Annotated in this window: 25 protein-coding genes; all 25 read left to right on the top strand. The window is 71.6% G+C overall.

Translation table 11 applies throughout. The features are described 5' to 3' along the window. Position 1: 1 nt before the first annotated feature. The 25 genes from mltG (at position 2) to SB754_RS08310 (ending at position 26,269) form a co-directional block, all read left to right on the top strand. Positions 2 to 1,603 carry an endolytic transglycosylase MltG gene (gene mltG / locus SB754_RS08430; RefSeq protein WP_410781879.1) on the top strand — a complete coding sequence of 534 codons (1,602 nt, stop codon included), beginning with the start codon at positions 2 to 4 and terminating at the stop codon, positions 1,601 to 1,603. Then, entirely contained in the window at positions 1,596 to 2,744 is a 1,149-nt protein-coding gene (locus SB754_RS08425; RefSeq protein ID WP_410781878.1) for a shikimate dehydrogenase, read from the top strand. Before mltG ends, SB754_RS08425 begins: the two co-directional genes overlap by 8 nt. Positions 2,745 to 2,807: 63 nt before the next feature. Then, positions 2,808 to 4,016, top strand: coding sequence for a chorismate synthase (gene aroC, locus SB754_RS08420; RefSeq protein WP_410781877.1), 1,209 nt, complete (start codon positions 2,808 to 2,810; stop codon positions 4,014 to 4,016). A gap of 4 nt (positions 4,017 to 4,020) precedes the next feature. Beyond that, positions 4,021 to 4,527: a shikimate kinase gene (locus SB754_RS08415; protein ID WP_410781876.1), complete on the top strand. Its 507-nt coding sequence runs from the start codon at positions 4,021 to 4,023 to the stop codon at positions 4,525 to 4,527. Next, positions 4,524 to 5,603: a 3-dehydroquinate synthase gene (aroB, locus tag SB754_RS08410; RefSeq protein WP_410781875.1), complete on the top strand. Its 1,080-nt coding sequence runs from the start codon at positions 4,524 to 4,526 to the stop codon at positions 5,601 to 5,603. The genes SB754_RS08415 and aroB overlap by 4 nt, the downstream gene beginning before the upstream one ends. A gap of 29 nt (positions 5,604 to 5,632) precedes the next feature. Continuing rightward, positions 5,633 to 6,070, top strand: a complete 438-nt coding sequence (locus SB754_RS08405) for a type II 3-dehydroquinate dehydratase (RefSeq protein ID WP_410783289.1) — start codon at positions 5,633 to 5,635, stop codon at positions 6,068 to 6,070. Between the two features lie 120 nt (positions 6,071 to 6,190). After that, positions 6,191 to 6,754, top strand: coding sequence for an elongation factor P (efp, locus tag SB754_RS08400; RefSeq protein ID WP_410781874.1), 564 nt, complete (start codon positions 6,191 to 6,193; stop codon positions 6,752 to 6,754). After that, positions 6,755 to 7,171: a transcription antitermination factor NusB gene (gene nusB / locus SB754_RS08395; protein ID WP_410781873.1), complete on the top strand. Its 417-nt coding sequence runs from the start codon at positions 6,755 to 6,757 to the stop codon at positions 7,169 to 7,171. Next, the gene (locus SB754_RS08390) at positions 7,168 to 7,914 is read left to right on the top strand and encodes a DsbA family protein (protein ID WP_410781872.1); all 747 of its coding nucleotides are present in this window, start codon (positions 7,168 to 7,170) and stop codon (positions 7,912 to 7,914) included. The genes nusB and SB754_RS08390 overlap by 4 nt, the downstream gene beginning before the upstream one ends. Before the next feature lie 104 nt (positions 7,915 to 8,018). After that, positions 8,019 to 8,585 (top strand): bifunctional pyr operon transcriptional regulator/uracil phosphoribosyltransferase PyrR, encoded by a 567-nt coding sequence (gene pyrR / locus SB754_RS08385; RefSeq protein ID WP_410781871.1) that lies wholly within the window; start codon positions 8,019 to 8,021, stop codon positions 8,583 to 8,585. Continuing rightward, positions 8,582 to 9,556, top strand: coding sequence for an aspartate carbamoyltransferase catalytic subunit (locus SB754_RS08380; protein WP_410781870.1), 975 nt, complete (start codon positions 8,582 to 8,584; stop codon positions 9,554 to 9,556). Before pyrR ends, SB754_RS08380 begins: the two co-directional genes overlap by 4 nt. Positions 9,557 to 9,558: 2 nt before the next feature. Further along, the gene (locus SB754_RS08375; RefSeq protein WP_410781869.1) at positions 9,559 to 10,875 is read left to right on the top strand and encodes a dihydroorotase; all 1,317 of its coding nucleotides are present in this window, start codon (positions 9,559 to 9,561) and stop codon (positions 10,873 to 10,875) included. Then, on the top strand, positions 10,868 to 11,410 hold the full coding sequence (locus tag SB754_RS08370) for a hypothetical protein (protein ID WP_410781868.1): 543 nt from the start codon (positions 10,868 to 10,870) through the stop codon (positions 11,408 to 11,410). Before SB754_RS08375 ends, SB754_RS08370 begins: the two co-directional genes overlap by 8 nt. After that, positions 11,370 to 12,584 (top strand): glutamine-hydrolyzing carbamoyl-phosphate synthase small subunit, encoded by a 1,215-nt coding sequence (gene carA, locus SB754_RS08365; RefSeq protein WP_410781867.1) that lies wholly within the window; start codon positions 11,370 to 11,372, stop codon positions 12,582 to 12,584. Before SB754_RS08370 ends, carA begins: the two co-directional genes overlap by 41 nt. Continuing rightward, positions 12,584 to 15,871: a carbamoyl-phosphate synthase large subunit gene (gene carB, locus SB754_RS08360; RefSeq protein WP_410781866.1), complete on the top strand. Its 3,288-nt coding sequence runs from the start codon at positions 12,584 to 12,586 to the stop codon at positions 15,869 to 15,871. Before carA ends, carB begins: the two co-directional genes overlap by 1 nt. Further along, positions 15,868 to 16,737: an orotidine-5'-phosphate decarboxylase gene (gene pyrF, locus SB754_RS08355; RefSeq protein ID WP_410781865.1), complete on the top strand. Its 870-nt coding sequence runs from the start codon at positions 15,868 to 15,870 to the stop codon at positions 16,735 to 16,737. Before carB ends, pyrF begins: the two co-directional genes overlap by 4 nt. After that, on the top strand, positions 16,730 to 17,653 hold the full coding sequence (gene gmk, locus SB754_RS08350; protein WP_410781864.1) for a guanylate kinase: 924 nt from the start codon (positions 16,730 to 16,732) through the stop codon (positions 17,651 to 17,653). Before pyrF ends, gmk begins: the two co-directional genes overlap by 8 nt. Before the next feature lie 105 nt (positions 17,654 to 17,758). After that, positions 17,759 to 18,019, top strand: a complete 261-nt coding sequence (rpoZ, locus tag SB754_RS08345; protein WP_090037987.1) for a DNA-directed RNA polymerase subunit omega — start codon at positions 17,759 to 17,761, stop codon at positions 18,017 to 18,019. 101 nt (positions 18,020 to 18,120) lie between these two features. Beyond that, complete coding sequence (locus tag SB754_RS08340) at positions 18,121 to 19,428, top strand: bifunctional phosphopantothenoylcysteine decarboxylase/phosphopantothenate synthase (protein ID WP_410783288.1); 1,308 nt, start codon at positions 18,121 to 18,123, stop codon at positions 19,426 to 19,428. 56 nt (positions 19,429 to 19,484) lie between these two features. Beyond that, on the top strand, positions 19,485 to 20,678 hold the full coding sequence (gene metK / locus SB754_RS08335; protein ID WP_410781863.1) for a methionine adenosyltransferase: 1,194 nt from the start codon (positions 19,485 to 19,487) through the stop codon (positions 20,676 to 20,678). Positions 20,679 to 20,680: 2 nt separating this feature from the next. Next, the gene (locus SB754_RS08330; protein ID WP_410781862.1) at positions 20,681 to 22,843 is read left to right on the top strand and encodes a primosomal protein N'; all 2,163 of its coding nucleotides are present in this window, start codon (positions 20,681 to 20,683) and stop codon (positions 22,841 to 22,843) included. A gap of 121 nt (positions 22,844 to 22,964) precedes the next feature. Further along, the gene (gene fmt, locus SB754_RS08325) at positions 22,965 to 23,891 is read left to right on the top strand and encodes a methionyl-tRNA formyltransferase (RefSeq protein ID WP_410781861.1); all 927 of its coding nucleotides are present in this window, start codon (positions 22,965 to 22,967) and stop codon (positions 23,889 to 23,891) included. Continuing rightward, positions 23,888 to 25,312, top strand: a complete 1,425-nt coding sequence (locus SB754_RS08320) for an RsmB/NOP family class I SAM-dependent RNA methyltransferase (RefSeq protein ID WP_410781860.1) — start codon at positions 23,888 to 23,890, stop codon at positions 25,310 to 25,312. The genes fmt and SB754_RS08320 overlap by 4 nt, the downstream gene beginning before the upstream one ends. Positions 25,313 to 25,321: 9 nt before the next feature. Further along, entirely contained in the window at positions 25,322 to 25,984 is a 663-nt protein-coding gene (gene rpe, locus SB754_RS08315; protein ID WP_410781859.1) for a ribulose-phosphate 3-epimerase, read from the top strand. Between the two features lie 21 nt (positions 25,985 to 26,005). Beyond that, on the top strand, positions 26,006 to 26,269 hold the full coding sequence (locus SB754_RS08310) for a phosphoribosyl-ATP diphosphatase (protein WP_410781858.1): 264 nt from the start codon (positions 26,006 to 26,008) through the stop codon (positions 26,267 to 26,269). The last annotated feature ends 5 nt before the right edge of the window (positions 26,270 to 26,274 follow it).

The following is a 26,274-nucleotide window of genomic DNA, read 5'->3' as shown; positions in this document are numbered from 1 at the left end:
CGTGTCTCACAACCCCGACGAGCGGCCAGAGCCGCCCGTGTTCCCGGCGGTGAACCGTCCGCCGGTGCCGCCGCTGCAGCCGGACGGAGGAACGACTGCGGCCGGCTCCGCGGTCGCGGGCGCATCAGGGTCGGCGGCGTCGGGCGAGAGCCGGCCGCCGATGACGCGCCGGGAGGCGCGCGCGGCCCGCGAGGCGCAGGCAGCGCAGGCGCAGCGAAAGGCGCAGGACCCGCAAGCCCCGGTCTCGACGCCGATCTCGTCGCCCACGCCCACCCAGGAGTCGCCGTCGGACATCGCCGCCCTCGCCGGGCTGGACTTCGACTCCGTCATCACCGGCCCGATCTCCCACGTGGAGGAGCCCGCTGCGGTCGGCGCGACCGCGCGTCACGGAGCCGACGAGCACTCGTCCTCGCGTGAGGACCATCCTGCGCGTAATGTCTTCGGAGTGCTGGAGGACATCGAAGACGAGTCCGTCCACGAGGGGCATCCTCTCGTCTGGCGGCAGCAGAACTACGTGTCGCATGACGAGCCCCCGAAGAAGCGGCGCTGGGTCAGGCGGCTCGTCGTGACGATCGTCGTGCTCGGTCTGCTGGGAGGCATGGCCGGGGGCGCGTACGCGATCTTCCAGCCGCAGATCGCGAAGGTCCAGGATGCCCTGTTCCCGCCGGCCAACGATTACAGCGGCACTGGCACCGGCGAGGTCATGTTCACGATCAAGTCGGGCGACGACGGCTCGACCATCGCCAACAACCTGGCGAAGGCCGGCGTGGTGAAGACCTACGACGCGTTCTATTCGCTCCTGCTCCGGCAGAAGCCGGAGGCGCAGTTCCAGCCGGGCGTGTTCAAGCTCGCGAAGAAGATGAGCGCCGCCGCCGCACTGGCCTCCCTGCAGGATCCGTCCTCCCGGGTCGAGAACACGGCCGTCATCCCGGAGGGCACCGCCGAGAAGGACATCTTGCAGACGGTGGCCGACTCCACGAAGATCCCGCTGGCCGACCTCCAGGCCGCCGCCGCGAACCCGGCCGCCTACGGCCTGCCTGCCGAGGCGAAGTCGCTGGAGGGCTTCCTGTTCCCGGCCACCTACACGTTCGCGCCGGGCACGACCGCCCAACAGGCGATAAAGACCATGGTCGACCGGATGTTCCAGGCGCTGGACGAGGCGGGCGTCGCTCCCGCGAACCGCTGGAACACGGTCGTGCTGGCCTCGGTGGTGCAGCGCGAGGCGGGCTTGAAGGACGACTACCCGAAGGTGGCGCGCGTCTTCCTCAACCGGATCGCCCAGGGATGGGATCTGCAGTCCGACGCGACCGTCGCCTACGGCACGGGTCACACCGACCGCGTCGAGACGACCGACGCCGAGCGTGCGGACGCGAGCAACCCGTACAACACGTATGTGCACCCGGGGCTCCCGGTGGGTCCGATCTCCAACCCGGGCGACCTGGCGATCAACGCCGTGCAGCACCCCGCCGACGGCACCTGGATGTACTTCGTGACCTGGAACCTCCAGACCGGAGAGACGATCTTCTCCACCACGCAGGCCGAGCACGACGCCGCGGTGGAGAAATGGCAGCAGTGGATGAAGGACAACCCCGGATATGAGTGACCCCAGCAACCGCCGGCCCGACGACGAGACCGCCGAGCCCGCGGTCGAGGACGGGGTGTCCGAGGCCTCCGCGGAGGCGGCCATCGCCGCCCTGGTGGAGGCGGAGCGCGAGGCGGAGGCCGAAGAGGCTGCCGTCGCGGAGGCCGAGGAGGCCGAGGAGCGCGAGGAGCCGGAAGACGCGGTCGAGCCGGCGGACGCAGCCGAGCCTCCCGCCGCGGCACCGTCGAAGCCTGCGAAGGCACCCGCCAAGCCCCGCACCACCAAGCCGCGTGCCGCCAAGGCGCCCAGCCGCCGCCTCGCGGTGCTCGGGTCGCCGATCGGGCACTCGCAGTCCCCGGCGCTGCACCGCGCCGCGTACGACGCCCTCGGCCTCGACTGGTCATACGAGGCCGTCGACGTGACCGAGGACGCCCTGCCGGACTTCATCGCCGGGCTCGGTCCGGAGTGGCGCGGCCTCTCGTTGACCATGCCGCTGAAGAAGGCCGTGCTCCCGCTGCTGGCGGAGACGGACCGCATCACCGACCAGGCGGGCGGAGCGAACACCGTGCTCCTCGACGGGGAGGCGATCCGCGGCTTCAACACGGATGTGGCCGGAATCGTGCGCGCGGTCCAGGCCGCCGGCCTCGAGCAGGCGCGCTACGTGCACATCCTGGGCGGGGGAGCGACGGCTGCGTCCGCTCTCGTCGCCGCCGCCGAGCTGGGCGCGGAGCGGGTCGACGTGCACGTCCGCGACCTCGCCCGCAGCGCCTGGGTGGAGCCGCTCGCCAACGACCTCGGCCTTCGTGTCCGCATCCGGCCGTTCTCGCAGGCAGACCGTTCGCTGGACGTCCCGGAGCTGGTCATCGGCACGCTGCCGGGCGGCACAGTGACGGAGGCGGTGTACACCGACTCGACGCGCCGGCGCTCGCTGCTCTTCGACGTCGCCTACGAGCCCTGGCCGACGCCGCTCGCCCGTCAGTGGGAGTCGGTCGGCGGCCGGGTCGTCTCGGGTCTCGCGATGCTGGTGCACCAGGCGCTGCTCCAGGTGCGCGTCTTCGTCTCCGGCGACCCCCTGCAGCCGCTGCAGGACGAGGCGCAGGTGCTCGCGGCGATGCTGGATGCGGTCGGAATCGACGAGCAGGGCGCCCCGCTCGAGGGCTGAATGGGGGAGGCCGCCGCCTCCCCGCGGCGCGGGCGCTCCACCGCGCTGTGCCAGAATCGAAGAATGCTTCGTTGGCTCACGGCCGGGGAATCCCACGGCCCCGAACTCATCGCCGTCCTCGAGGGACTCCCCGCCGGGGTCCCCGTCTCGCTCGACGCGATCCGCGCCGATCTGGCCCGCCGCAAGCTCGGCTACGGCCGCGGGGCGCGCATGAAGTTCGAGCAGGACGCCCTGGACATCTCCGGGGGCGTCCGCCACGGCCTGAGCCTCGGCAGTCCGATCGCGCTGCGCATCGGCAACACCGAATGGCCCAAGTGGGTCGACGTGATGAGCGCAGAGCCGGTGGACCCCGAGATCCTGAACTCCGGTCGCGGCGCAGCCCTGACGCGTCCGCGCCCCGGCCACGCCGACCTGGTGGGCATGCAGAAGTACGGCTTCGACGAGGCGCGCCCGGTGCTGGAGCGCGCCAGCGCCCGCGAGACCGCCGCGCGCGTCTCGCTGGGTGCAATCGCCAAGGCCTTCCTGGAGGAGCTGGGCATCACGCTCGTCAGCCACACCCTCTCGATCGGCCCGGTCCGGGTGCCGGAGGGGTCGCCGCTCCCGCTTCCGTCCGACGTCGACACGCTCGACGCCGACCCGCTGCGCTGCTTCGACCCGGCGACCTCCGAGCGGATGGTCGAGGAGGTCGACGCGGCGCACAAGGACGGCGACACCCTCGGCGGCGTGGTCGAGGTGCTCGCCTACGGCCTCCCGCCGGGGCTCGGCTCGCACGTGCACTGGGACCGCAAGCTGGATGCGCAGCTCGCGGCCGCGCTGATGGGCATCCAGGCGATCAAGGGCGTCGAGATCGGCGACGGCTTCCTCACCACGACCCGTCGCGGGTCGGAGGCGCACGACGAGCTGCTGGCCGAGGACGGCACGATCGTCCGCACCAGTGACAAGGCGGGCGGCACAGAGGGCGGCATGAGCACCGGAGGCGTCCTGCGCGTGCGCGCCGGCATGAAGCCGATCGCGACCGTCCCGCACGCGCTGCGGACCGTGGATGTGGCCACCAGCGAGGCGGCGCCCGCGCACCACCAGCGCTCCGACGTCTGTGCGGTCCCTGCTGCCGGCGTGGTGGCCGAGGCCATGGTCGCCCTCGTGCTCGCGAACGCGGTGCTCGAGAAGTTCGGGGGCGACTCGGTCCCCGAGACGGCCCGCAACCTCGAGGGCTACCTCGCCGCCATCCCGCAGAACCTCACCACGGAGCGCGCGAGTGCTCCCTACGCCTGACGCTGTGGCCCCCCACGAGACCATCGCGCTGATCGGGCCGCCCGCCGCCGGCAAGTCCCGGGTCGGGAAGCGGCTCGCGAAGCTGCTCAGCGTGCCCTACGTCGACACGGACGCCATGGTGGTGTCGCAGCACGGACCGATCCCGGAGATCTTCGCAACGCACGGAGAGCCGTACTTCCGCGAGCTGGAGCGGGCTGCGGTGGCCGTGGCGCTGCAGAGCCCGGGCGTCGTGTCGCTCGGCGGCGGCGCGGTGCTCGACCCCGAGACGCAGGCCGACCTGGCTGAGGCGCGGGTCGTGCTGCTCACGGTCCGTGCGGAGGCGATCGCGAAACGCATCGCCAACGGCAAGCGCCCCCTCGTCACGGACCTCGACTCATGGAAGCGGCTGGTCGCCTCCCGCTCCGACCTCTACCACTCGCTCGCGGACTACACCGCCGACACCTCCTCCCGGCCGATCGACACCATCGTCGAGGAGATCGCGCGCTGGGCCCAGGAAGAAGGACACGCATGACCGACGCCCCCACCGAGATCCTCGTCTCCGGAACGCAGCCGTACCCGGTCGTCGTGGGTCGCGGTCTGCGCTTCGGGCTGGCCGACCACCTCGGCTCCGCCGTCAACAAGGTGCTGCTCGTGCACCAGCCGAGCCTGGGGGCCGCCGCGTCGGAGCTGCGCGAGTCCCTGCTCGGGCAGTACGAGGTGCTGCTGGCCGAGGTTCCGGATGCCGAGGGGGCCAAGCGGGTGGAGGTCGCGTCCTTCCTGTGGCAGATCATGGGCCAAGCGGACTTCACCCGCTCCGACGCCGTCATCGGCTTCGGCGGCGGCGCCGTCACCGACCTCGCCGGTTTCGTGGCCGCCACCTGGCTGCGCGGCGTGAAGCTCGTCCAGGTGCCGACGACGCTGCTCGGGATGGTGGATGCGGCGGTCGGCGGCAAGACCGGTATCAACACGGCGGAGGGCAAGAATCTGGTCGGCTCCTTCTACGCGCCGGCGGCGGTCGTCTGTGACCTCGACACGCTCACCTCGCTGCCGCGCAACGACCTCCTGGCCGGATTCGCGGAGGTCGTGAAGTACGGCTTCATCGCCGAACCGGAGATCCTCGACATCATCGAGGCGGACGTGGACCGCGCGACCGACCCGGAGACTCCTGAATTCAGGCGCTTGGTAGAGCTCTCCATCGGCATCAAGGCGCGGGTCGTGGGGGAGGACTTCACCGAGCAGGGCCTCCGCGAGATCCTCAACTACGGCCACACGCTGGGGCACGCCATCGAGCACGCCGAGCGTTACCAGTGGCGGCACGGCGCGGCGGTCTCGGTCGGGATGGTTTTCGCGGCCGAGCTGGCGCGGCTGAGCGGACGGCTCAGCGACGAGGTCGTCGACCGGCACCGCCGCATCCTGGAGTCGCTGACCCTGCCGGTGACCTATCCGCTCGGCCGCTGGCAGACCCTCCTGGCGACCATGCAGCGCGACAAGAAGGCGCGGGGCAGTATGCTGCGCTTCATCGTGCTCGACGACGTGGCCCGGCCGACCATCCTGGCCGGACCCGACCAGAGCCTGCTGTTCGCCGCGTACCAGGAGGTCGGATCATGAGCGCCACGAGCGTGAGGGAGGGGAGCGGCGTGGCCGGCATCCTCGTCCTGAACGGACCGAACCTCGGCCGGCTCGGCACGCGCGAGCCCGACGTGTACGGCGCGGGCACGCTGGAGGACCTGCGCGCGGTGCTGCAGGAGGATGCGGGCGACGACACGATCGACCTGCGTCAGACCGACGACGAGGGGCAGCTGCTGCGCTGGCTGCACGAGGCCGCCGACTCGGGCGCGCCGGTCATCCTGAACGCGGGCGCCTGGACGCACTACTCTTTCGCGCTGCGGGATGCCGTCTCGCTCGTGACGAAGGCGGGCGGCACCGTGGTGGAAGTGCACCTGTCGAACCCGCACGCGCGCGAGGAGTTCCGGCACACCAGCGTCATCTCCGCAGTGGCGACCGGTGTGATCGCCGGATTCGGGTTCGAGTCCTACCGGCTGGCGCTGGCGTTCATTCGCCGAAACCGGCGCTGACGTCTAGAATCTTCTGGGACCGCCGCGCGCGGTCCACTGTGGACAAGCTCTGCCGACCCGATAGGCGTGGCGAGCTCAGCATCCACCCGCATCTTCTCACCGAACGAACGGAACATCCCCTTGGCTTCAACCGCTGACATCAAGAACGGCGTCGTCCTCAGCATCGACGGACAGCTCTGGACCGTGATCGAGTTCCAGCACGTCAAGCCGGGCAAGGGCGGCGCGTTCGTCCGCACCAAGCTGAAGAACGTCACCACGGGCAAGACGGTCGACCGCACGTACAACGCCGGCGCCAAGATCGACATCACCAACGTCGACCGCCGCGACTACCAGTACCTGTACCAGGACGGCGTCGACTTCGTCTTCATGGACACCTCGGACTACGACCAGATCACCATCCCTGGACCGGTCGTCGGCGACGCCGCCAACTTCATGCTCGAGAACCAGAACGTCACCGTCGCTCTGCACGAGGGCTCGCCGCTGTACGTCGAGCTCCCGGCTTCGGTCGTGCTCGAGATCACCTACACCGAGCCGGGCCTGCAGGGCGACCGCTCCACCGGTGGCACCAAGCCCGCGACGGTGGAGACCGGCTACCAGATCCAGGTGCCGCTGTTCCTCGAGACCGGCACGAAGGTCAAGGTCGACACCCGCACGGGCGACTACCTCGGCCGCGTCAACGACTAGATGAGCGCGCGGACCAAGGCGCGCAAGCGCGCCCTCGACGTGCTCTACAGCGCCGACCTGCGCCAGACGCCGCTGCGGCAGGCGCTCGCCACCGAGGCGGAGCGCGCGGCCAGCCAGCCGGCGCGCGAGGCGTCATGGCTGTATGCCCGTGACATCCTCGACGGAGTCATCGAGCACCAGGACGAGATCGACGAGCAGATCGAGACCTACGCCCAGGGCTGGACCCTGGCGCGCATGCCGGCCGTCGACCGCGCCATCCTGCGCATCGGCGTCTGGGAGGTGCTGTTCAACGACGAGGTGCCGGACGGTGTGGCGATCTCGGAGGCCGTCGAGGCCGCGACGGTGCTCTCGACCGACGACTCGGCGGGCTTCGTGAACGGGCTCCTCGCCAAGATCGCTCAGAGCCGGACGGCATGATGCGGGGGCGCCGGATAAGCGGGAGGCCGGCGAGCGGGAGGCTGCGCCGCGCAGCTGCGGCCGTCGCACTGGCCGTCGGAGTCGTGGCTGCAGCGGCCGGATGCTCACTCCTGGGTGGCGCATCGAACGTGCGCGTCGCGACGGACGCTCCTCCGACCGGGACCGACGGCGCCGTCGACTTCGACGGCGGTTTCATCACGGTCGGCGACGGCCAGAAGAAGGTCGACATCTGGTTCGACGCGATGTGCCCGGTGTGCGGCGCGTTCGAGAAGGCGAACGGGAAGACCCTCTCGTCGTCGGTCGACGACGGCTCGATCACGCTCCGGCTGCACCCGCTGACGTTCCTCGACGCTGCATCGAATGGCACCGGCTACTCGACGCGCGCCGCCGCGGCTCTGACGTGCGTCGCCGTGTCGGACCGAACCGCGATCCTGCCGTTCTACCAGGCGCTGTTCACCGACCAGCCGGAGGAGAACTCCGACGGGCTCACCGACAAAGAGCTGGTCTCCCGCGCGACCGCGGCCGGTGCGAGCAACATCGCCGGCTGTCTTTCGGACAGCGGCCCCTACAAAGCGTGGGCGCAGGGCAACACCGCGAACTCGCAGAAGGGTCCCATCGAGGTCGACGGCACGAAGGCCCTCGACACGATCAAGGGAACGCCGACCGTCCTCGTGAACGGCAAGCAGTACCCGGGCGGCGTGAGCGACGCGAAGGCATTCCGCAGCTTCCTCGCCGACCACTGACCTCTCTGCCCCGGCGCGTCCGCGGTGGGCGGCGCCAGGCTGCTAGGCTGACAGCGATAGACATCCTTTAACAGCCGTCCTGTGAGGCGGGGAAGGAGGTCGGCATGACGGCGCGTACCGTGCTGCAGCAGGCTGACATAGCCCGGGCGTTGACTCGGATCTCCCACGAGATCCTGGAGTCCAACCGGGGAACCGACGACCTGGTGATCCTGGGGATCCCGACCCGCGGCGTCGTGCTCGCGCGGCGGATCGCCGACACCATCCAGCGCATCGAACCGGCGAAGGTCGCATCGGCCGCCGAGCTCGTGGGCGCGCTGGACGTCACCATGTACCGCGACGACCTCTCGCGGCACCCCACCCGCACCCCGCAGCCCACGTCACTGCCCGGACCGATCGACGGCAAGACCGTCGTGCTGGTGGACGACGTGCTCTTCTCGGGCCGCACCATCCGGGCCGCCCTCGACGCCGTGAGCGACATCGGCCGGCCCCGCGCCGTCCGCCTGGCGGTCCTGGTCGACCGCGGCCACCGCGAGCTGCCGATCCGGGCCGACTTCGTCGGCAAGAACCTGCCGTCGGCCGCCTCCGAGCGCATCTTCGTGCGGCTGACGGAAGTGGACGGCGAGGAGTCGGTCACCATCGAGGACGCCGGCGAACAGGGGGCCGGCGCATGAGGCACCTGCTGTCCACCCGCGACCTCGCGCGCGACGACGCCATTCAGATCCTCGACGTGGCGGAGGACATGGCCGACGTGCAGGAGCGCGAGGTGAAAAAGCTCCCCACACTGCGCGGCAAGACCGTCGTCAACCTGTTCTTCGAGGACTCCACCCGCACCCGCATCTCGTTCGAGGCGGCGGCGAAGCGCCTCTCCGCCGACGTCATCAACTTCTCTGCGAAGGGCTCCAGCGTCTCCAAGGGCGAGAGCCTGAAGGACACCGCGCAGACGCTGCAGGCGATGGGCGCCGACGCCGTGGTGATCCGGCACGGCTCCTCCGGGGCCCCGCAGACGCTGGCGGCGAGCGGGTGGATCGACGCGGGCATCCTGAACGCCGGCGACGGCACGCACGAGCACCCGACGCAGGCCCTGCTGGACGCGTTCACGATGCGCCGCCGGCTCCACGGCGCGGCGTCGCGCGGGAAGGACCTCGACGGGGTGAGCGTCGCGATCGTCGGCGACATCCTCCACTCGCGGGTGGCCCGCTCGAACGTCTGGCTGCTGCGCACCCTCGGAGCCCATGTCACGCTGGTCGCCCCGCCGACGCTGCTGCCGGTGGACGTCTCCGGCTGGCCTGCGGAGGTGGGCTACGACCTGGACGCCGCTCTCACCGCGGGGCCGGACGTCGTGATGATGCTCCGCATCCAGGCAGAGCGGATGAACGCGGCGTTCTTCCCGACCACGCGCGAATACACGCGGCGCTGGGGCCTGGACGAGGAACGGCTCGCCCGGCTGAAGCCCGATAGCATTGTGATGCACCCCGGGCCGATGAACCGCGGGCTGGAGATCTCGGCCGCGGCCGCGGATTCCCCGCGCTCGACGGTCCGGGAGCAGGTCGCGAACGGTGTCTCCGTACGGATGGCAGCCCTGTACCTGCTGCTGTCGGGGAGCGGTCCCGAGCAGGTGCTACGGCCAGGTGGTGTGAGGTGAGTGTGGACGAGAGATTCCTGATCGGCGGCGCGACGCTGGCCGATGGCACCCGTACCGACCTGCTGGTCGAGGGCGGCACGATCACCGCCGCCGGGACCGGGCTGAGCGCAGCGGGCGCCACGGCGATCGACGCGGACGGGCTGCTCGCGCTGCCCGGCCTGGTCGACCTCCACACCCACCTGCGGGAGCCCGGATACGAGCAGAGCGAGACCGTGTTGACCGGCACGCGGGCGGCTGCGGCGGGCGGTTTCACGGCGGTGTTCGCCATGGCGAACACGTCGCCGGTCGCCGACACCGCGGGTGTCGTGGAGCAGGTGCTGAGCCTGGGCGAGGCCGCGGGCTACGCGACGGTGCGGCCGATCGGCGCCGTCACCGTGGGACTCGCGGGGGAGCGGCTGGCCGAGCTGGGCGCGATGGCCCAGTCCCGCGCGCGGGTCCGCGTCTTCTCCGACGACGGCAAATGCGTCTCCGACCCGCTGCTGATGCGCCGGGCGCTCGAGTACGTGAAGGCGTTCGACGGCGTGATCGCGCAGCACGCGCAGGAGCCACGGCTCACCGAGGGCGCCCAGATGAACGAGGGCGCTCTCTCCGGAGAGCTCGGGCTGGCCGGCTGGCCGGCCGTCGCCGAGGAGTCGATCATCGCCCGCGACGTCCTGCTCGCCGAGCACGTCGGCTCCCGGCTGCACGTCTGTCACGTCTCGACCGCGGGCAGTGTCGATGTCATCCGCTGGGCGAAGGCCCGCGGCATCGACGTGACCGCCGAGGTGACGCCGCACCACCTGGCGCTGACCGAGGAGCTCGCGACCGGGTACGACGCGCGGTACAAGGTCAACCCGCCGCTGCGCAGCCGGGAAGACGTGGAGGCGCTCCGCGCCGGGCTCGCGGACGGCACGATCGACATCGTCGCCACCGATCATGCTCCGCATCCCATCGAGGCGAAGGACTGCGAGTGGGACGCGGCCGCGTTCGGCATGGTCGGCCTCGAGTCCGCCCTCTCCGTCGTGCAGGCGAGCGTCGTGGACAACGGGATGCTGGGCTGGGCGGATGCGGCACGCGTACTCTCGGCCACCCCGGCGCGCATCGGCCGCTTGGCCGGCCACGGCGGCCCGCTGCAGGAGGGCGCCCCGGCGAACCTGTTCCTCTACGACCCGACCGCGTCGCGCACGTTCTCGACCGCGGACCTCGCCGGCAAGGGCGTCAACTCGCCGTACCTGGGGCTGACGCTTCCGGGACGGGTCGTCGCGACCTTCCACCACGGCCGTCCGACGGTGCTCGACGGCGCGGTGCTCGACCGCGAGGAGGTGTCGGCGCGTGGATAAGCTCCTCCCCACCCTCGGCATCCTCGCCGTCCTCGTCATCGTCCTGGTGCTCGCGATCGTCGGCTGGCGACGCCGGGCGCAGCGCGACTCCTCGGCGGGAGGCGGCTACTCGACGCCGGGGACGCTCAGCGCCCCGACCGCCGAGGCCGACCTGCTCTACGTCGCCACGACGAAGGCCGGGCAGCACCTGGAGCGGCTCGTCCTCCCGGGGCTCGCGTTCCGCGGCGCCGCGACGGTCGCCGTCCGGCCCGAAGGGGTCTCGATCGCGGTGACCGGCGAACCGCCCGTGTTCGTCCCGGCGGCGGTCGTCACCGGCGCCGGCGTCGCCAGCGTCGCGATCGACCGCGCAGTCGAGCGCGACGGGCTGCTACGTCTGGGCTGGACCACCAGCGGCGGCGCGGCCGCCGACAGCTACTTCCGGGTCGTCGACCCGGCCGGCCGCGCGCAGCTCGCCGCGGCCATCGAAGAGATCGTTCCGCGGGCGGATGCCCCGGATGCGGCGGGCACTCCCCGCCCGAACGACAAGGAGGTGTGACGTGCTCGCAGCAGAACCAGCGGTGCTCGTCCTCGAAGACGGAAAACGGTACGTCGGCCGGGCCTACGGCGCCCGCGGGCGGACCCTCGGCGAGGCCGTCTTCGCGACCGGCATGACCGGCTACCAGGAGACCCTGACCGACCCGTCCTACGCGGGGCAGATCGTCCTCCAGACGGCGCCCCACATCGGCAACACGGGCACCAACGACGAGGACATGGAGTCCCGGCAGATCTGGGTCGCCGGCTACGTCGTCCGCGAGCCCAGCCGTGTGGTGTCCAACTTCCGTGCTCAGCGCAGCCTCGACGACGACCTCGTCGCCCAGGGCGTCGTCGGGATCAGCGGAATCGACACGCGTGCCGTGACCCGCCACATCCGCTCGGCCGGCGCCATGCGCGCCGGCATCTTCTCGGGCGACCAGTTCGAGCTCACCGACAGCGAGCAGCTCGAGCTGGTGCTCGCCGGGGCCCCGATGTCCGGCCGCAACCTGTCGGCCGAGGTGTCGACCGTCGAGCCGTACACGGTGCCTGCTGTCGGCGAGAAGGTCGGCTCGGTCGCCGTGCTCGACCTCGGCGTGAAGAAGTCGACGCTCGAGAACCTGGCCGCCCGCGGCCTCGACGTGCACGTGCTCCCCCAGCAGGTGACGGCGGAGGATGTGCTCGGGCTCGGCGTCTCTGCTCTGTTCTTCTCGAACGGCCCAGGCGACCCGCAGGCCTCGGACAAGCACGTCGCCCTGCTCCAGGAGACGCTGCGCGCCGGACTGCCGTACTTCGGCATCTGCTTCGGCAACCAGCTGCTCGGCCGCGCACTCGGGCTGGACACCTACAAGCTGCCGTTCGGTCACCGCGGGATCAACCAGCCGGTGCTCGACAAACGCACCGGCCGGGTGGAGATCACGGCGCAGAACCACGGCTTCGCGGTCAAGGCGCCGATCGACGCGACCTTCGACTCCCCGACCGGCTTCGGCCGCGTCGAGGTGAGCCACTTCTCGCTCAACGACGAGGTGGTGGAGGGGCTGAACTGCCTCGACCTGAACGCGTTCAGCGTGCAGTACCACCCGGAGGCGGCCGCCGGCCCGCACGACGCCAACTACCTCTTCGACCGCTTCCTGGACATGGTTCGCGCTCAGCACGCCGAACCGTCCACCACGCACACCGAGAACCAGGAGAACGCCTGATGCCCAAACGCGACGACATCGACTCGGTCCTCGTCATCGGCTCCGGGCCCATCGTCATCGGCCAGGCGGTCGAGTTCGACTACTCCGGCACGCAGGCCTGCCGTGTGCTGAAGGCGGAGGGCGTGCGCGTCATCCTCGTCAACTCCAACCCGGCGACGATCATGACCGACCCCGACTTCGCCGACGCGACGTACGTGGAGCCGATCACCTGGCAGGTCATCGAGACCATCATCGCCAAGGAGCGGCCGGACGCCATCCTGCCGACCCTGGGCGGTCAGACCGCACTCAACGCGGCCATGCAGCTGCACGAGCACGGCATCCTCGAGAAGTACAACGTCGAGCTGATCGGCGCCAAGTTCGAGGCCATCCAGAAGGGCGAGGACCGCCAGATCTTCAAGGAGCTGGTCGTCGAGGCCGGCGCGGAGGTCGCACGCTCGCACATCGCCCACACGGTGGAGGAGGCGCTCGAGTTCGCCGAAGACCTCGGCTACCCGCTCGTCGTCCGACCGTCGTTCACGATGGGTGGTCTCGGTTCGGGCTTCGCGTACACGCCGGAGCAGCTGCGCCGCATCGCTGGCGACGGCATCCACCAGAGCCCGACCAGCGAGGTGCTCCTGGAGGAGTCCATCCTCGGCTGGAAGGAGTACGAACTCGAGCTCATGCGCGACACGGCCGACAACACGGTCGTCGTCTGCTCCATCGAGAACGTCGACCCGGTCGGCGTGCACACCGGCGACTCGATCACGGTGGCGCCCGCGCTGACCCTGACCGACCGCGAGTACCAGCGGATGCGCGACATCGGCATCGACATCATCCGGGCGGTGGGCGTCGACACCGGAGGCTGCAACATCCAGTTCGCGGTGAACCCGGAGAACGGGCGCATCATCGTCATCGAGATGAACCCGCGCGTCTCCCGCTCGTCGGCGCTCGCGTCGAAGGCGACCGGCTTCCCGATCGCGAAGATCGCGGCGAAGCTGGCCATCGGCTACCGGCTGGACGAGATCCCCAACGACATCACCAAGGTGACGCCGGCGAGCTTCGAGCCGACGCTCGACTACATCGTCGTCAAGGTGCCGCGGTTCGCGTTCGAGAAGTTCCCGGCCGCCGACCCGACGCTGACCACCACCATGAAGTCGGTGGGCGAGGCGATGGCCATCGGGCGCAGCTTCTCGAGCGCGCTGCAGAAGGCGCTCCGGTCGCTGGAGAAGCGCGGATCCTCGTTCCACTGGGGCCAGCAGACGAAGACCGTGGAGGAGCTGCTGACCTCCATCGCCACCCCGACCGACGGCCGCATCGTCGACGTGCAGCAGGCGCTGCGCCTCGGCGCGACCCCGGAGCAGGTGTTCGAGGCGACCAAGATCGACCCCTGGTTCCTCGACCAGATCTCCCTGATCAACGAGGTCGCCGACCAGATCCGCGACGCGCCGACGCTCGACACCGAGACTCTGCGGTTCGCCAAGGACCACGGCTTCTCGGACGCCCAGATCGGCGAGCTCCGCGGCTTCGGCGAGGCCGACGTCCGTGAGGTGCGCCACATCCTCGGCGTGCGCCCGGTCTACAAGACGGTCGACACCTGCGCGGGCGAGTTCCCGGCGCTGACCCCGTACCACTACTCCAGCTACGACCTGGAGACGGAGGTTGCGCCGAGCGACCGACGCAAGGTCGTCATCCTGGGCTCCGGCCCGAACCGCATCGGGCAGGGCGTCGAGTTCGACTACTCCTGCGTGCACGCCTCCTTCGCGCTGCACGACGCCGGGTTCGAGACCATCATGATCAACTGCAACCCGGAGACGGTGTCCACCGACTACGACACCAGCGACCGGCTCTACTTCGAGCCGCTCACGCTCGAGGACGTGCTGGAGGTCATCCACGCGGAGTCGCAGTCCGGCGAGCTGGTCGGCGTGGTCGTGCAGCTCGGCGGCCAGACGGCGCTCGGGCTCGCCAAGGGCCTGGAGGCGGCCGGCGTGCCGATCCTGGGCACCACGCCCGACGCGATCGACCTGGCCGAGGAGCGCGGGCTGTTCTCGGGCATCCTCGACGCCGCCGGCCTCACCGCACCGCGCAACGGCACCGCGGTGGACTTCCCGAGCGCCCTGCACGCCGCGGAACAGATCGGCTACCCGGTCCTGGTGCGCCCGAGCTTCGTGCTCGGCGGCCGCGGCATGGAGATCGTCTACGACACCGCGTCGCTCGCGGACTACTTCGAGCGCGTCGCAGGCCAGGGGATCGTCGGTCCGTCGCACCCGCTGCTGGTCGACCGCTTCCTCGACGACGCGATCGAGATCGACGTCGACGCCCTGTACGACGGCGAGCGGCTCTACATCGGCGGCGTCATGGAGCACATCGAGGAGGCCGGGGTCCACTCGGGCGACTCGTCCTGCACCCTGCCGCCGATCACGCTCGGCCGCCGCGAGATCGACCGCGTGCGCGAGGCGACGCTGAAGATCGCCGAGGGGATCGGGGTCCGCGGCCTGCTGAACGTGCAGTTCGCGATCGGCGCGGGCGTCCTCTACGTGCTGGAGGCGAACCCGCGGGCCTCGCGGACCGTTCCGTTCGTCTCCAAGGCCCTCGGCATCCCGCTGGCGAAGGCCGCCTCCCGCCTCATGGTCGGCGACACCATCGACGGGCTCATCGCCGAGGGCATGCTGCCCGAGGACGACGGATCGCTGATCCCGATGGACTCGCCGGTCGCCGTGAAGGAGGCCGTGCTGCCGTTCAAGCGCTTCCGCACCGCCGAGGGCACCGTGGTCGACTCCGTGCTCGGCCCGGAGATGCGCTCCACGGGCGAGGTCATGGGCATCGACAAGGACTTCCCGACGGCGTTCGCGAAGAGCCAGTCGGCCGCATACGGCGGGATGCCGCTCAGCGGGACCGTGTTCGTCTCGGTCTCCGACCGCGACAAGCGCGCGGTCGTGCTGCCGGTGCTCCGCCTCCACCAGCTCGGTTACGAGATCATCGCGACGGAGGGCACCGCCGAGGTGCTCAACCGCAACGGCATCGAGGCTCGCATCGTCCGCAAGCACAGCGAGGCGCAGGAGACCGGCGGCGACTCGATCGTCGACATCATCACGCGCTCCGAAGTGGATGTGGTGATCAACACCCCGAGCGGTCGCTCGGCGCGTGCGGACGGCTACGAGATCCGCGCGGCCGCCGTCGCGGCGGACAAGCCCCTGTTCACGACCATCGCGGAGCTCAGCGCCGCGGTCGCGTCGCTGGACGCCATCCGGGAGGGCTTCAACGTGAAGTCGCTGCAGGAGTACGCGCTGGAGAGGTCCGCCCGAGCATGACGGCGCCGTTCGGCGAGCGGCTCGCGCGCGTCTTCGCCGAGCGCGGGCGGCTGTGCGTCGGCATCGACCCGCACGCGCACCTGCTCGAGGAGTGGGGGCTGCCCGCCTCGGCGGACGGCCTCCGCTCCTTCGGGCTGACCGTCGTCGAGGCGGCTGCCGGCCGGGCCGGGATCGTCAAGCCGCAGGTGGCGTTCTTCGAGCGCTTCGGAGCGGCCGGATATGCCGCGCTGGAGGAGGTGCTGGCCGCCGCGCGCGCCGCAGGGCTGTTGGTGATCGCCGACGCCAAACGCGGTGACATCGGCACCAGCGTGACGGCGTACGCCGAGGCGTGGCTGACGCCCGGCTCGCCGCTGGAGGCGGACGCGATGACCGTCGCCGCCTACCAGGGGGTCGGGTCGCTGGCTGCGGCGATGGAGCTCGGCGACCGCGCAGGGAAGGGCCTGTTCGTGCTGGCGGCGACCTCCAATCCGGAGGCGGCGGCCGTGCAGCAGGCGCTCGTCCAGGACGGCCCGCGATCGGGGCTGTCCGTTGCGCGTGCGATCATCGAAGACGTGCATTCGTTCAATCAGGACCATTCGGCGCACGCTCCGTACGGGTCGGTCGGGCTGGTGCTCGGCGCGACCGTCGAGCTGGCCGACTACGGGATCGACGTGGCGACGGCGGGGGAGCGGACCCCCGCCCTCCCGGTGCTCGCCCCGGGCTTCGGCCACCAGGGCGCCCGGGTGGAGGACGCGCCGCGGCTGTTCGGATCGCTCGCCCACGGTGTGATCGTCAGCGAGTCCCGCGGGCTGCTCTCCGCCGGTCCCCAGCGGCTGGCGGAGGCCGTCGGGCGCCGCGCCGAGGAGGTGCGTGCCCTCCATGGCTGAGACGTCCAGCAGGCCCGCTCCGCCCGAGGTCGACCGGCAGGCCGCCTCCCAGGCCGCCGTCGTCGCGCGCCGTGCGCGCGCCGCCGTGAAAGCCTCCATCGCCTCCCGCGAGGTGTCGCCGCTCACGGTGCTGGACCACGCCACCGCCGACCCGGACGGCGTCGAAGGCCGCCTGCGGGTGACCGAGTTCCTGCTCAGCGTCCCGGCGATCGGCACCACCAAGATGCAGGAGGCGCTCGAGCGCCTGGCCATCTCGCCCGCCAAGCGGCTCGGCGGTCTCGGCCGGCACCAGCGGCTGCGGCTGCGGCAGTTCCTGATCGAGCGCGAGAACCGCAGTGCGCGCCAGCGCAACCGCCTGGTCGTGCTCGCCGGCCCCACCGCGGTCGGCAAGGGCACCGTCTCCACCTACATCCGCGAGCACTACCCGGACGTGCTGCTGTCGGTCTCCGCCACGACCCGTGTGCCGCGGCCGGGCGAGGTCGACGGGGTCAACTACTACTTCGTGGACGACGCCGAGTTCGACCGCATGATCGCCGAGGGCGAGCTCCTGGAGCACGCCACCGTGCACAACGCGTACCGGTACGGCACTCCGCGGGCCCCGATCGAGGCCGCGCTGGCCGCCGGACGCAGCGTCCTGCTCGAGATCGACCTCCAAGGAGCCCGCCAGGTACGGGCGTCGATGCCGGAAGCGAGGCTGATCTTCCTGCTCCCGCCGACCTGGGAGGAGCTGGTCCGCCGTCTGATCGGGCGCGGCACGGAAGACACCGCCGAGCAGCAGCGGAGACTGGAGACCGCGAAGGTCGAACTGGCCGCCCAGGACGAGTTCGACTACAAGGTCGTCAACCACGACGTCGCAGAGGCGGCTCGCGAGGTCGTAGACTTGATGAAGGTCCGCGCGGCGCCGTCGCGTCCGTGAGCCGTCTCTCCGCGCCCTCGCAGGCGCGCCCACCGTCCCCGGTCGCCTGACGCGGCCGTCGATCGGGTCACCGCGCTCGATCGCCCAGAACAAGGAGCACCCCGCATGGCCACCAGCAACAACGGCATCATCGACCCGCCCATCGACGAACTCCTGTCGCGCGTCGAGTCGAAGTACGCGCTCGTCATCTTCGCCTCCAAGCGGGCCCGCCAGATCAACGACTACTACGCCGACCTCCACGAGGGCAGCCTGTTCGACAACGTCGGACCGCTGGTCGACTCCTCCGTCGACGACAAGCCCCTCTCGGTCGCCCTGCACGAGATCAACGAGGACAAGCTCGTCGTGAAGCCGATCGCCGCCGAGTAGGCAGCATCCGCACGCAGCAACAGCAGACGCAGTAGAGCCGCAGACGACCGCAGCCAGGGCAGCGCCCCGGCCGAGGAGAGGTGCCGCCGTTGAGCCCACGATTGACCATCGTCGTCGGAGTGACCGGCGGCATCGCTGCGTATAAAGCCGTCGGCGTCGTCCGTGCCCTGGTCCTCGAGGGTCACTCGGTCCACGTGGTCGCGACGGAGGCAGCGCTGCGGTTCGTCGGCCGGCCGACGCTCGAGGCGATCAGCCGCAACCCGGTGGCGACCGACCTCTACGAGGGCGTCGCAGAGGTCCGGCACGTGGCGATCGGCCAGTCCGCCGACCTCATCGTCATCGCACCGGCCACCGCGAACACGATCGCGAAGCTGGCCGCGGGTCTCGCCGACGACCTCCTCGGCAACACGGTGCTGGCCTCCACGGCTCCGCTGGTGATCGCGCCGGCGATGCACACCGAGATGTGGCGCAACCCGGCGACGGTCGCGAACATCGCGACTCTGCGGAGCCGGGGCGTGACCGTCGTCGGCCCCGCGACCGGCCAGCTCACCGGCGCCGACTCGGGACCGGGGCGGATGGAGGAGCCGGAGGTCATCGTCCGCGCCGCGCTCCGCGCCGCCGGTGCGACGCCCCGTGCGGTCGAGACTCTCGCACCCGCCGCGCTGCCCGCCGGAGCGGGCGAAGCCGTCAACGACGTCGTGGTGCTGTCCGAGCGCCGCCGGGCCAACGAGGCGGCTCGCCGCCCTCGCGGCGGCGTCGACCTCGAGGGCAAGCGCGTCGTCGTCACTGCGGGCGGCACCCGGGAGCCGCTCGACCCGGTGCGCTTCCTCGGCAACCGCTCCAGCGGGCGGCAGGGGGTGGCCATCGCAGCCGCCGCGCAGGCGCGCGGAGCCGACGTGGTCCTGATCGCGGCGCACCTGGAGGTCGAGCCGCCCGAGGGCGTCGAGCTCATCGAGGTGCAGACGGCGCTGGAGCTTCAGGAGGCCGTCGGAGAGGCCGCGCGCGCCGCCGACATCGTCGTGATGACCGCGGCCGTCGCCGACTACCGTCCAATCGAGACGCGCGATGCGAAGATCAAGAAGTCCGAGCACGGCGACACCTTGACGTTGGAGCTCGTGGCCAACCCCGACATCCTCGCCGGACTCTCTGCGAACAAGCGCGACGGGCAGGTGGTCGTCGGCTTCGCCGCCGAGACCGAGGCCGACCCGCAGGCGCTGATCGACCTGGGCCGCACCAAGCTCTCCGCGAAGGGCAGCGACTTCCTCGTCCTCAACCAGGTGGGATGGTCGCAGGGCTTCGCAACGGAGAGCAATGAGGTCGTCGTCCTGCGAAAGGGCGGCGATATAGTGATGGAGGCCTCCGGCAGCAAGCTGTCGGTGGCCGACCGTATCCTCGACGTCATCGCTTAGAGCGCGCGCCGCAGGTATCCGGTCACGCGCTGAAGCTCCGTCGACCAAGGAGAACCATGGCAGATCTGCGTCTGTTCACGTCCGAGTCCGTCACCGAAGGGCACCCGGACAAGATCTGCGACCAGATCTCCGACAGCATCCTCGATGCCCTCCTCACCGTCGACCCGCACAGCCGGGCCGCGGTCGAGACCCTGGTCACCACCGGCCTCGTGCACGTGGCCGGTGAGGTGACCTCAAGCGGCTACGTCGAGATCCCGGCGCTGGTCCGCGAGAAGATCGTCGAGATCGGCTACGACTCGTCCGACGTCAGCTTCGACGGCACGCAGTGCGGCGTCTCCATCTCGATCGGCGCGCAGTCGCCCGACATCGCCCAGGGCGTCGACAACGCGCTCGAGACCCGCGCCGAGCAGAGCGACGACGACCTCGACCGCCAGGGTGCGGGCGACCAGGGCATCATGTTCGGCTACGCCACGACCGAGACGCCGCAGTACATGCCGCTCCCGATCTGGCTGGCGCACCGCCTCGCCGAGCGGCTCGCCGCCGTCCGCAAAGACGGCACGCTCGACTACCTCCGCCCGGACGGCAAGACGCAGGTCACCATCGGCTACGAGGGCGCCGTCCCGAAGAGCGTGCAGACCGTCGTGCTGTCGACGCAGCACGCTCCGCACGTCTCCAACGAGCAGCTGCAGGCCGAGGTCATCGAGGAGGTCATCAACCCCGTCCTCCACGGTGCGGGTCTCGAGACCTCCCACATCCGCACCCTCATCAACCCCACCGGCCGGTTCGAGATCGGCGGCCCGAAGGGCGACGCCGGACTGACCGGCCGCAAGATCATCGTCGACACCTACGGCGGCGCCTCCCGTCACGGCGGCGGCGCGTTCTCGGGCAAGGACCCGTCGAAGGTCGACCGCTCGGCGGCCTACGCGATGCGCTGGGTCGCGAAGAACGCCGTCGCGGCGGGCTTCGCCGACCGGCTCGAAGTGCAGATCGCCTACGCGATCGGCAAGGCGGCGCCCATCGGCCTGTACGTCGAGACGTTCGGCACCGCCAAGGTCCCCGAGGAGCGCATCATCGGCGCTATCCGCGACGTCTTCGACCTGCGTCCGGCCGCGATCATCCGCGACCTCGACCTGCTGCGCCCGATCTACGCACAGACCGCGACCTACGGCCACTTCGGCCGCGAGCTGCCCGAGTTCACCTGGGAGCGGCTCGACCGCGTCGACGACCTGCGCTCGGCCGCGGGGATCTAGCCGTGGCGGCGGCCGCACGGGTCGCCCGGGTGGTCATCGACTCGCCGCTCCCTCAGCTCGACCACCTCTTCGACTACGCCATACCGGAGGAGCTGGCCGCAGAGGCCCTGCCCGGTGTGCGCGTCCGGGTGCCGCTCCGTTCGGCGGGTCGCGTCGCGGACGGGTACCTCGTCGAGCTCGGCCAGCCGGACGACGGCTACGACGGGACGCTCAGCCCGCTGGAGGCGGTCGTGTCGCCCGCTCGCGTGCTCACGCCCGGGGTGTGGCGGCTGGCGCGCCGCCTCGCCGACCGCAGCGCGGGCACAGCGAGCGACATCCTGCGCCTCGCGGTTCCCGGCCGCATGGTCCGCGTCGAGAAGGCGTGGCTCGCCGCCCGCGCAGCCGCGTCCGTCTCGTCCGTCCCGTCGGTCCCGCCGGTCTCGCGGGTCCCGTCCGTCCCGCCGGCCCCTTCCATTCCGCCGAGTGGTGACTCGATGTCCGAATCCGCGTCGAGTGGTGAGCAGATGTCGCAACTCGCCGGACAAGCGGAGCCGGTGCGCGCTGTCGGCGCGCGCGGGGTGCCGGTGCGCGGGTACGGGGAGCGGGTACTGGAGGACGCGGTGGCGCGCGACGAGCGGATCGCGCTGCGCGCCATCCCGCGCCTGGCGCAGCTGCCCGGCGGCACCTGGGTGGGCGAGTGGGCGATCACACTCGCGGCCCTGGCGGTCGACTGCTGGCTCGGCGGGCGCACCGCCATCGTCGCAGTGCCCGACCACCGCGACCTGGAGCAGCTGGCCGCAGCGCTCGCCTCCCTCGCCCCGCCGTCCGCCGTTGTCCGGGCGGACGCCGGCCAGACCAACCCGGAGCGCTACCGCGGGTTCCTGGAGGCGCTGTCCGGCCCTCGCATCGTCATCGGCAACCGCTCCGTCGTCTACGCTCCGGCCGAGAAGCTGGGGATGATCGCCGTCTGGGAGGACAGCGACCCGCTGCACGCCGAACCGCTGAGCCCGTACGTGCACACCCGCGACGCCGCCCTGGTGCGGCAGGAGCTCGAGGGCGGCGCGCTCGTGCTGAGCGGCAACATCCGCAGCGTGGAGGCGCAGCGCCTGGTCGAGCTGGGCTGGCTGCGCGACATCGGCCCGGAGCGGGCTGCCACGGCGAAGGTCGTGCTGACCGCCAACCAGCAGGCGACCGAGCCGATGGCGCGGGCGGCGCGCATCCCGTCGACGGCGTGGCGTGCCGCAGGGGAGGCGTTGAAGGGCACGAGCGGCCGGCCGGCCGGTCCGGTGCTGGTGCAGGTGGCGCGGCCGGGGTACGCCCCGGTGATCGCGTGCGCGAAGTGCGGCCAGGCCGCCCGCTGCATGAACTGCAAGGGGGCGCTGCACCAGACCCGCGCCGGTGCACCGCCGTCGTGCACGGTCTGCGGGCGGCTGGCGACCGACTGGCAGTGCGAGCACTGCGAGCACCGCACCTTCCGGACGGTGACCGTGGGATCCGGGCGGACCGCTGAAGAGCTGGGCCGCGCCTTCCCGGGCACGCGGGTGATCCTCGCCGATGGAGACCATCCGGTGCAGCGGATCGGCCCGGCCCCGGCGCTCGTGGTGGCGACACGCGGAGCGGAGCCGATCGCGGAGGGCGGGTACCAGGCGGTGCTGCTGCTCGACGGCGAGCGGATGCTGGCGCGAGAGAGCCTGCACGTCGCCGAGGACTGCCTGCGCTGGTGGCAGAGCGCCGCCGGGCTCGCGGCGCCCGGCGCCCCCACCCTGCTGGTCGGGGTGTCCGGACCGCTCGCGCGCGATTTCGCGACCGGCCGGCTGGTCGAGTTCGCCCACGAGGAGCTGGTCGATCGACGGGAGCTCCGGTTCCCGCCTGCCGTGCGCCTGGCGTCGGTGACCGGGACGGAGGCCACGGTCTCCGAGACGATCGCGGAAGTCGACCCGTCCCTCCTCATCGACGTGCTCGGTCCCGCGCCGGTGGAGGCCGACTCCCGCGCGGCGCGTTCCGGACCGGACCTCGTGCGCGCCGTCCTGCGCTTCGAGTACGCGCACGGCAAGGAGGTCGCGGCGGCCGTCCGCGCGGCCGTGATCCGGAACGCGACGCGCCGGCGCCGTGCGCCCGCGGGGAAGGCCGGCTACCGTCCCGCGCCGACCCTCCGCGTCCGCTTCGACGACCCCGAGATCCTCTGACGCGCATCCATGGGCCGCAACACGACGCTTTCCCGCTCGCATGCCGGCGTGTTGCGTCCCATCGATGCCCGGCCCGCCCGGAGTAGGCTGGAGGGCCTCCCGACCGAAAGAACCTTTCCGCATGCGCATCGTCTTCGCCGGCACTCCCGCCGTCGCCATTCCGTCGCTCGAGGCGGTGGCGGCCCGGCATGACGTGGTGGCCGTCGTCACGCGCGAAGACGCCCCCCTCGGCCGGAAGCGCGTGCTCACGCCGTCGCCCGTCGCCGAGGCCGCCGAGCGCCTCGGCCTCGCGGTGCTCAAGGCGAACCGCCTCGGCCCCGACGTGACCGACCGGATCGCCGCACTGGCCCCCGACCTCGGCGTCGTCGTCGCCTACGGCGGACTCGTGCGCGAGCCGCTGCTGTCGCTTCCCCGCCTCGGCTGGGTCAACCTCCACTTCTCCCTGCTCCCGCGGTGGCGCGGCGCCGCACCCGTGCAGCACGCCGTGATCGCCGGCGACAGCGAGACCGGCGCCGCCGTGTTCCACCTCGTCCCGGAGCTCGACGCCGGCGACGTCTACGCCGAGTTGCGCCGGCCGATCGGCCCGGATGAGACCGCGGGCGACCTGCTCTCCTCCCTCGCGACCGACGGCGCGACGCTGCTGGCGGACACGACGGATGCGCTCGAGGCGGGCACCGCCCGTGCGACGGCTCAGGAGGGCGAGGTCGCCGTCGCGCCGAAGCTCACCCTCGACGACGCGCGCCTCGACCTCACCGAGCCTGCGGACCGCGTCTACGCCCGTCTCCGGGGCGTGACGCCCGAGCCGGGCGCCTTCGCCCTCCTCGGCGGCGAACGGTTCAAGATCCACGGAGCCCGACCGGCCGCCGCCGAGCAGCCGCTCGCCCCCGGAACTGTGGAGGTGCGCGACCGCCGCGTGCTCGTCGGCACAGGGACGCATCCCCTGGAGCTGCTCACGGTGCAGCCCGCCGGCAAACGCGCCATGCCCGCCGCGGACTGGTGGCGGGGTGTCGCGCCGTCCGCCGGCGACGCCGGGGTGGTGCTCTCGTGAGCGGCCGGCGTGGAGGCGGAGCACCCGGTCGCCGGGGTCCGGCGCGGCCGCCGGAGACGCACGTCCAGCCGGCCAGACGGGTCGCACTGGAGGTGCTGCAGGCGGTCCGGGAGTCCGACGCCTACGCCAACCTGCTCCTCCCGACCAAGATCAACCGGGCCGCGCTGTCGACCGCCGACGCCGCGCTCGCCACCGAGCTCACCTACGGCACCCTCCGCATGCAGGGGTACTACGACCGGGTGATCGCGCTGGCGGCGGGTCGTCCGGTCGACCGGATCGACCCTCCGCTCCTCGACGTCCTGCGGCTCGGAGTCCACCAGCTGCTGTCGACCCGGGTGGCCGCGCACGCTGCCGTCAACGAGTCCGTCGGTCTGGCTCGCCAGGTGGGCAGCCGCTCCGGCACCGGGTTCGTGAACGGCGTCCTGCGCGAGATCGGCCGGCACAGTCCAGAGGAGTGGCGCAACTACGTCGCCGACGACGCCAGGAACGAGGACGACCGCCTGTCCGCCCTGTCGTCGCATCCGGTCTGGGTGGTCCGCGCCCTGCGCCGCTCCCTCGCTGCGGAGGGGCGCGGCGATGAGCTGGAGGCGCTGCTGGCCGCCGACAACACCGCACCGCGCGTGAACCTGATCGCCCTGCCCGGGCTCGTGGAGGAGCCGGCCGGCGCACGTCCGGACCGGTTCTCGCCTCCCGGCTTCACCGTCGGCGGGGGAGACCCCCAGGGCATCGTGGAGGAGTCCGGAGGACGGATCCGCGTGCAGGACGAGGGGTCGCAGTTGGCGGCACTCGTCCTCAGCCGGGCGCGCCCGGTGGAGGAGGGGGAGCGCTGGCTCGACCTCTGCGCCGGCCCGGGCGGCAAGTCGGCGCTGCTCGCCGCCGAGGCGCTGGCGGGCGGCGCGTCGCTGGTCGCCAACGAGCTGGTGCCTGCGCGGGCCGAGCTGGTCCGCCGGGCGCTCGCGCCGGTGCCGCTGGAGGTGCCCGTCTGGGAGCAGGACGGCGTCGCCCTCGGCGCCGAGCGGCCGGACGCCTTCGACCGCATCCTGCTCGACGCCCCGTGCACCGGACTCGGTGCGCTCCGCCGCCGGCCGGAGGCGCGCTGGCGCAAGACCCCGCGCGACGTCGCCGAGCTGACCGTCCTGCAGGCCGATCTCCTCGACTCCGCGGTCGCCGCGCTGAAGCCCGGGGGACTGCTCGCGTACGTGACCTGCTCGCCGCACGTCGGCGAGACGCGCGGCATCGTCGCAGCGGCCCTCGAACGGCATGCGGGCGTACTGGAGCAGGAGCAGACGGCGGAGGTCGTGCAGTCCCTGGCGCGCGAGGAGCTCGACCTGGCCGGCGACCCGCTGACCGTCCAGCTGTGGCCGCACCGGCACCTCACCGACGCCATGTTCATCGCGCTGCTGCGCAAGCGGTCCGCTTAGGCTGGGAGCATGGGACACGTCCGCATCAACCCGAGCATCCTGGCCGCAGACTTCGTCAACATGCAGAGCGAGCTGGAGCGCATCCAGACCGCCGACCTGGTCCACGTGGATGTGATGGACAACCACTTCGTGCCCAATCTGACGTTCGGCCCGCAGATGGTGGGCCGCATCCAGGATGTGAGCCCGGTGCCGCTCGACGTGCACCTGATGATCGACGACCCGGACCGCTGGGCTCCCGCGTACGCGGAGCTGGGCGCGTACTCGGTGACCTTCCACGGGGAGGCCGCCCACGACCCGGTGTCGCTGGCGCGCCGGCTGCGGGCGATCGGCGCGCGCGCCGGGATCGCGGTCAAGCCGGGCACCGGCGTGGAGCCGTACCTCGACCTCCTGGAGGAGTTCGACCAGGTGCTCGTGATGACAGTGGAGCCGGGATTCGGCGGCCAGTCGTTCATGCCCGACATGATGCCGAAGCTGCGCGCGCTGCGGGAGGCCGTCGAGCTGCGCGGACTGGACGTCTGGCTGCAGGTCGACGGCGGCATCACGGAGGAGACCATCGTCACGGCCGCCGCCGCGGGCGCCGACACCTTCGTGGCGGGCTCCGCCGTCTTCCGCGGCGACCCCGCCGACCGCGTCACCGCCCTCCGCGACGCCGCCTCGGCACACGCCCACTGAAGTCACCGCTACGCTAGAACGGTGAAAACCTTCGACGACCTCTTCGCCGAGCTCACCGAGAAGGCCCGCACCCGACCGGAGGGCTCCGGCACGGTCCGCGAGCTCGACAGCGGCGTGCACGGCATCGGCAAGAAGATCGTGGAGGAGGCCGCCGAGGTGTGGATGGCCGCCGAGTACGAGTCCGACGAGGCCCTGGCAGAAGAGGCCTCGCAGCTGCTCTACCACCTGCAGGTCCTGCTGCTCGCCAGGGGCCTCACTCCGGCCGACGTGTACCGACATCTGTGATCGCC

It is taken from the genome of Leifsonia sp. SIMBA_070 (assembly GCF_046534635.1).
Classification (GTDB): domain Bacteria; phylum Actinomycetota; class Actinomycetes; order Actinomycetales; family Microbacteriaceae; genus Leifsonia.
This window is presented reverse-complemented; position numbering and strand designations above follow the sequence as displayed.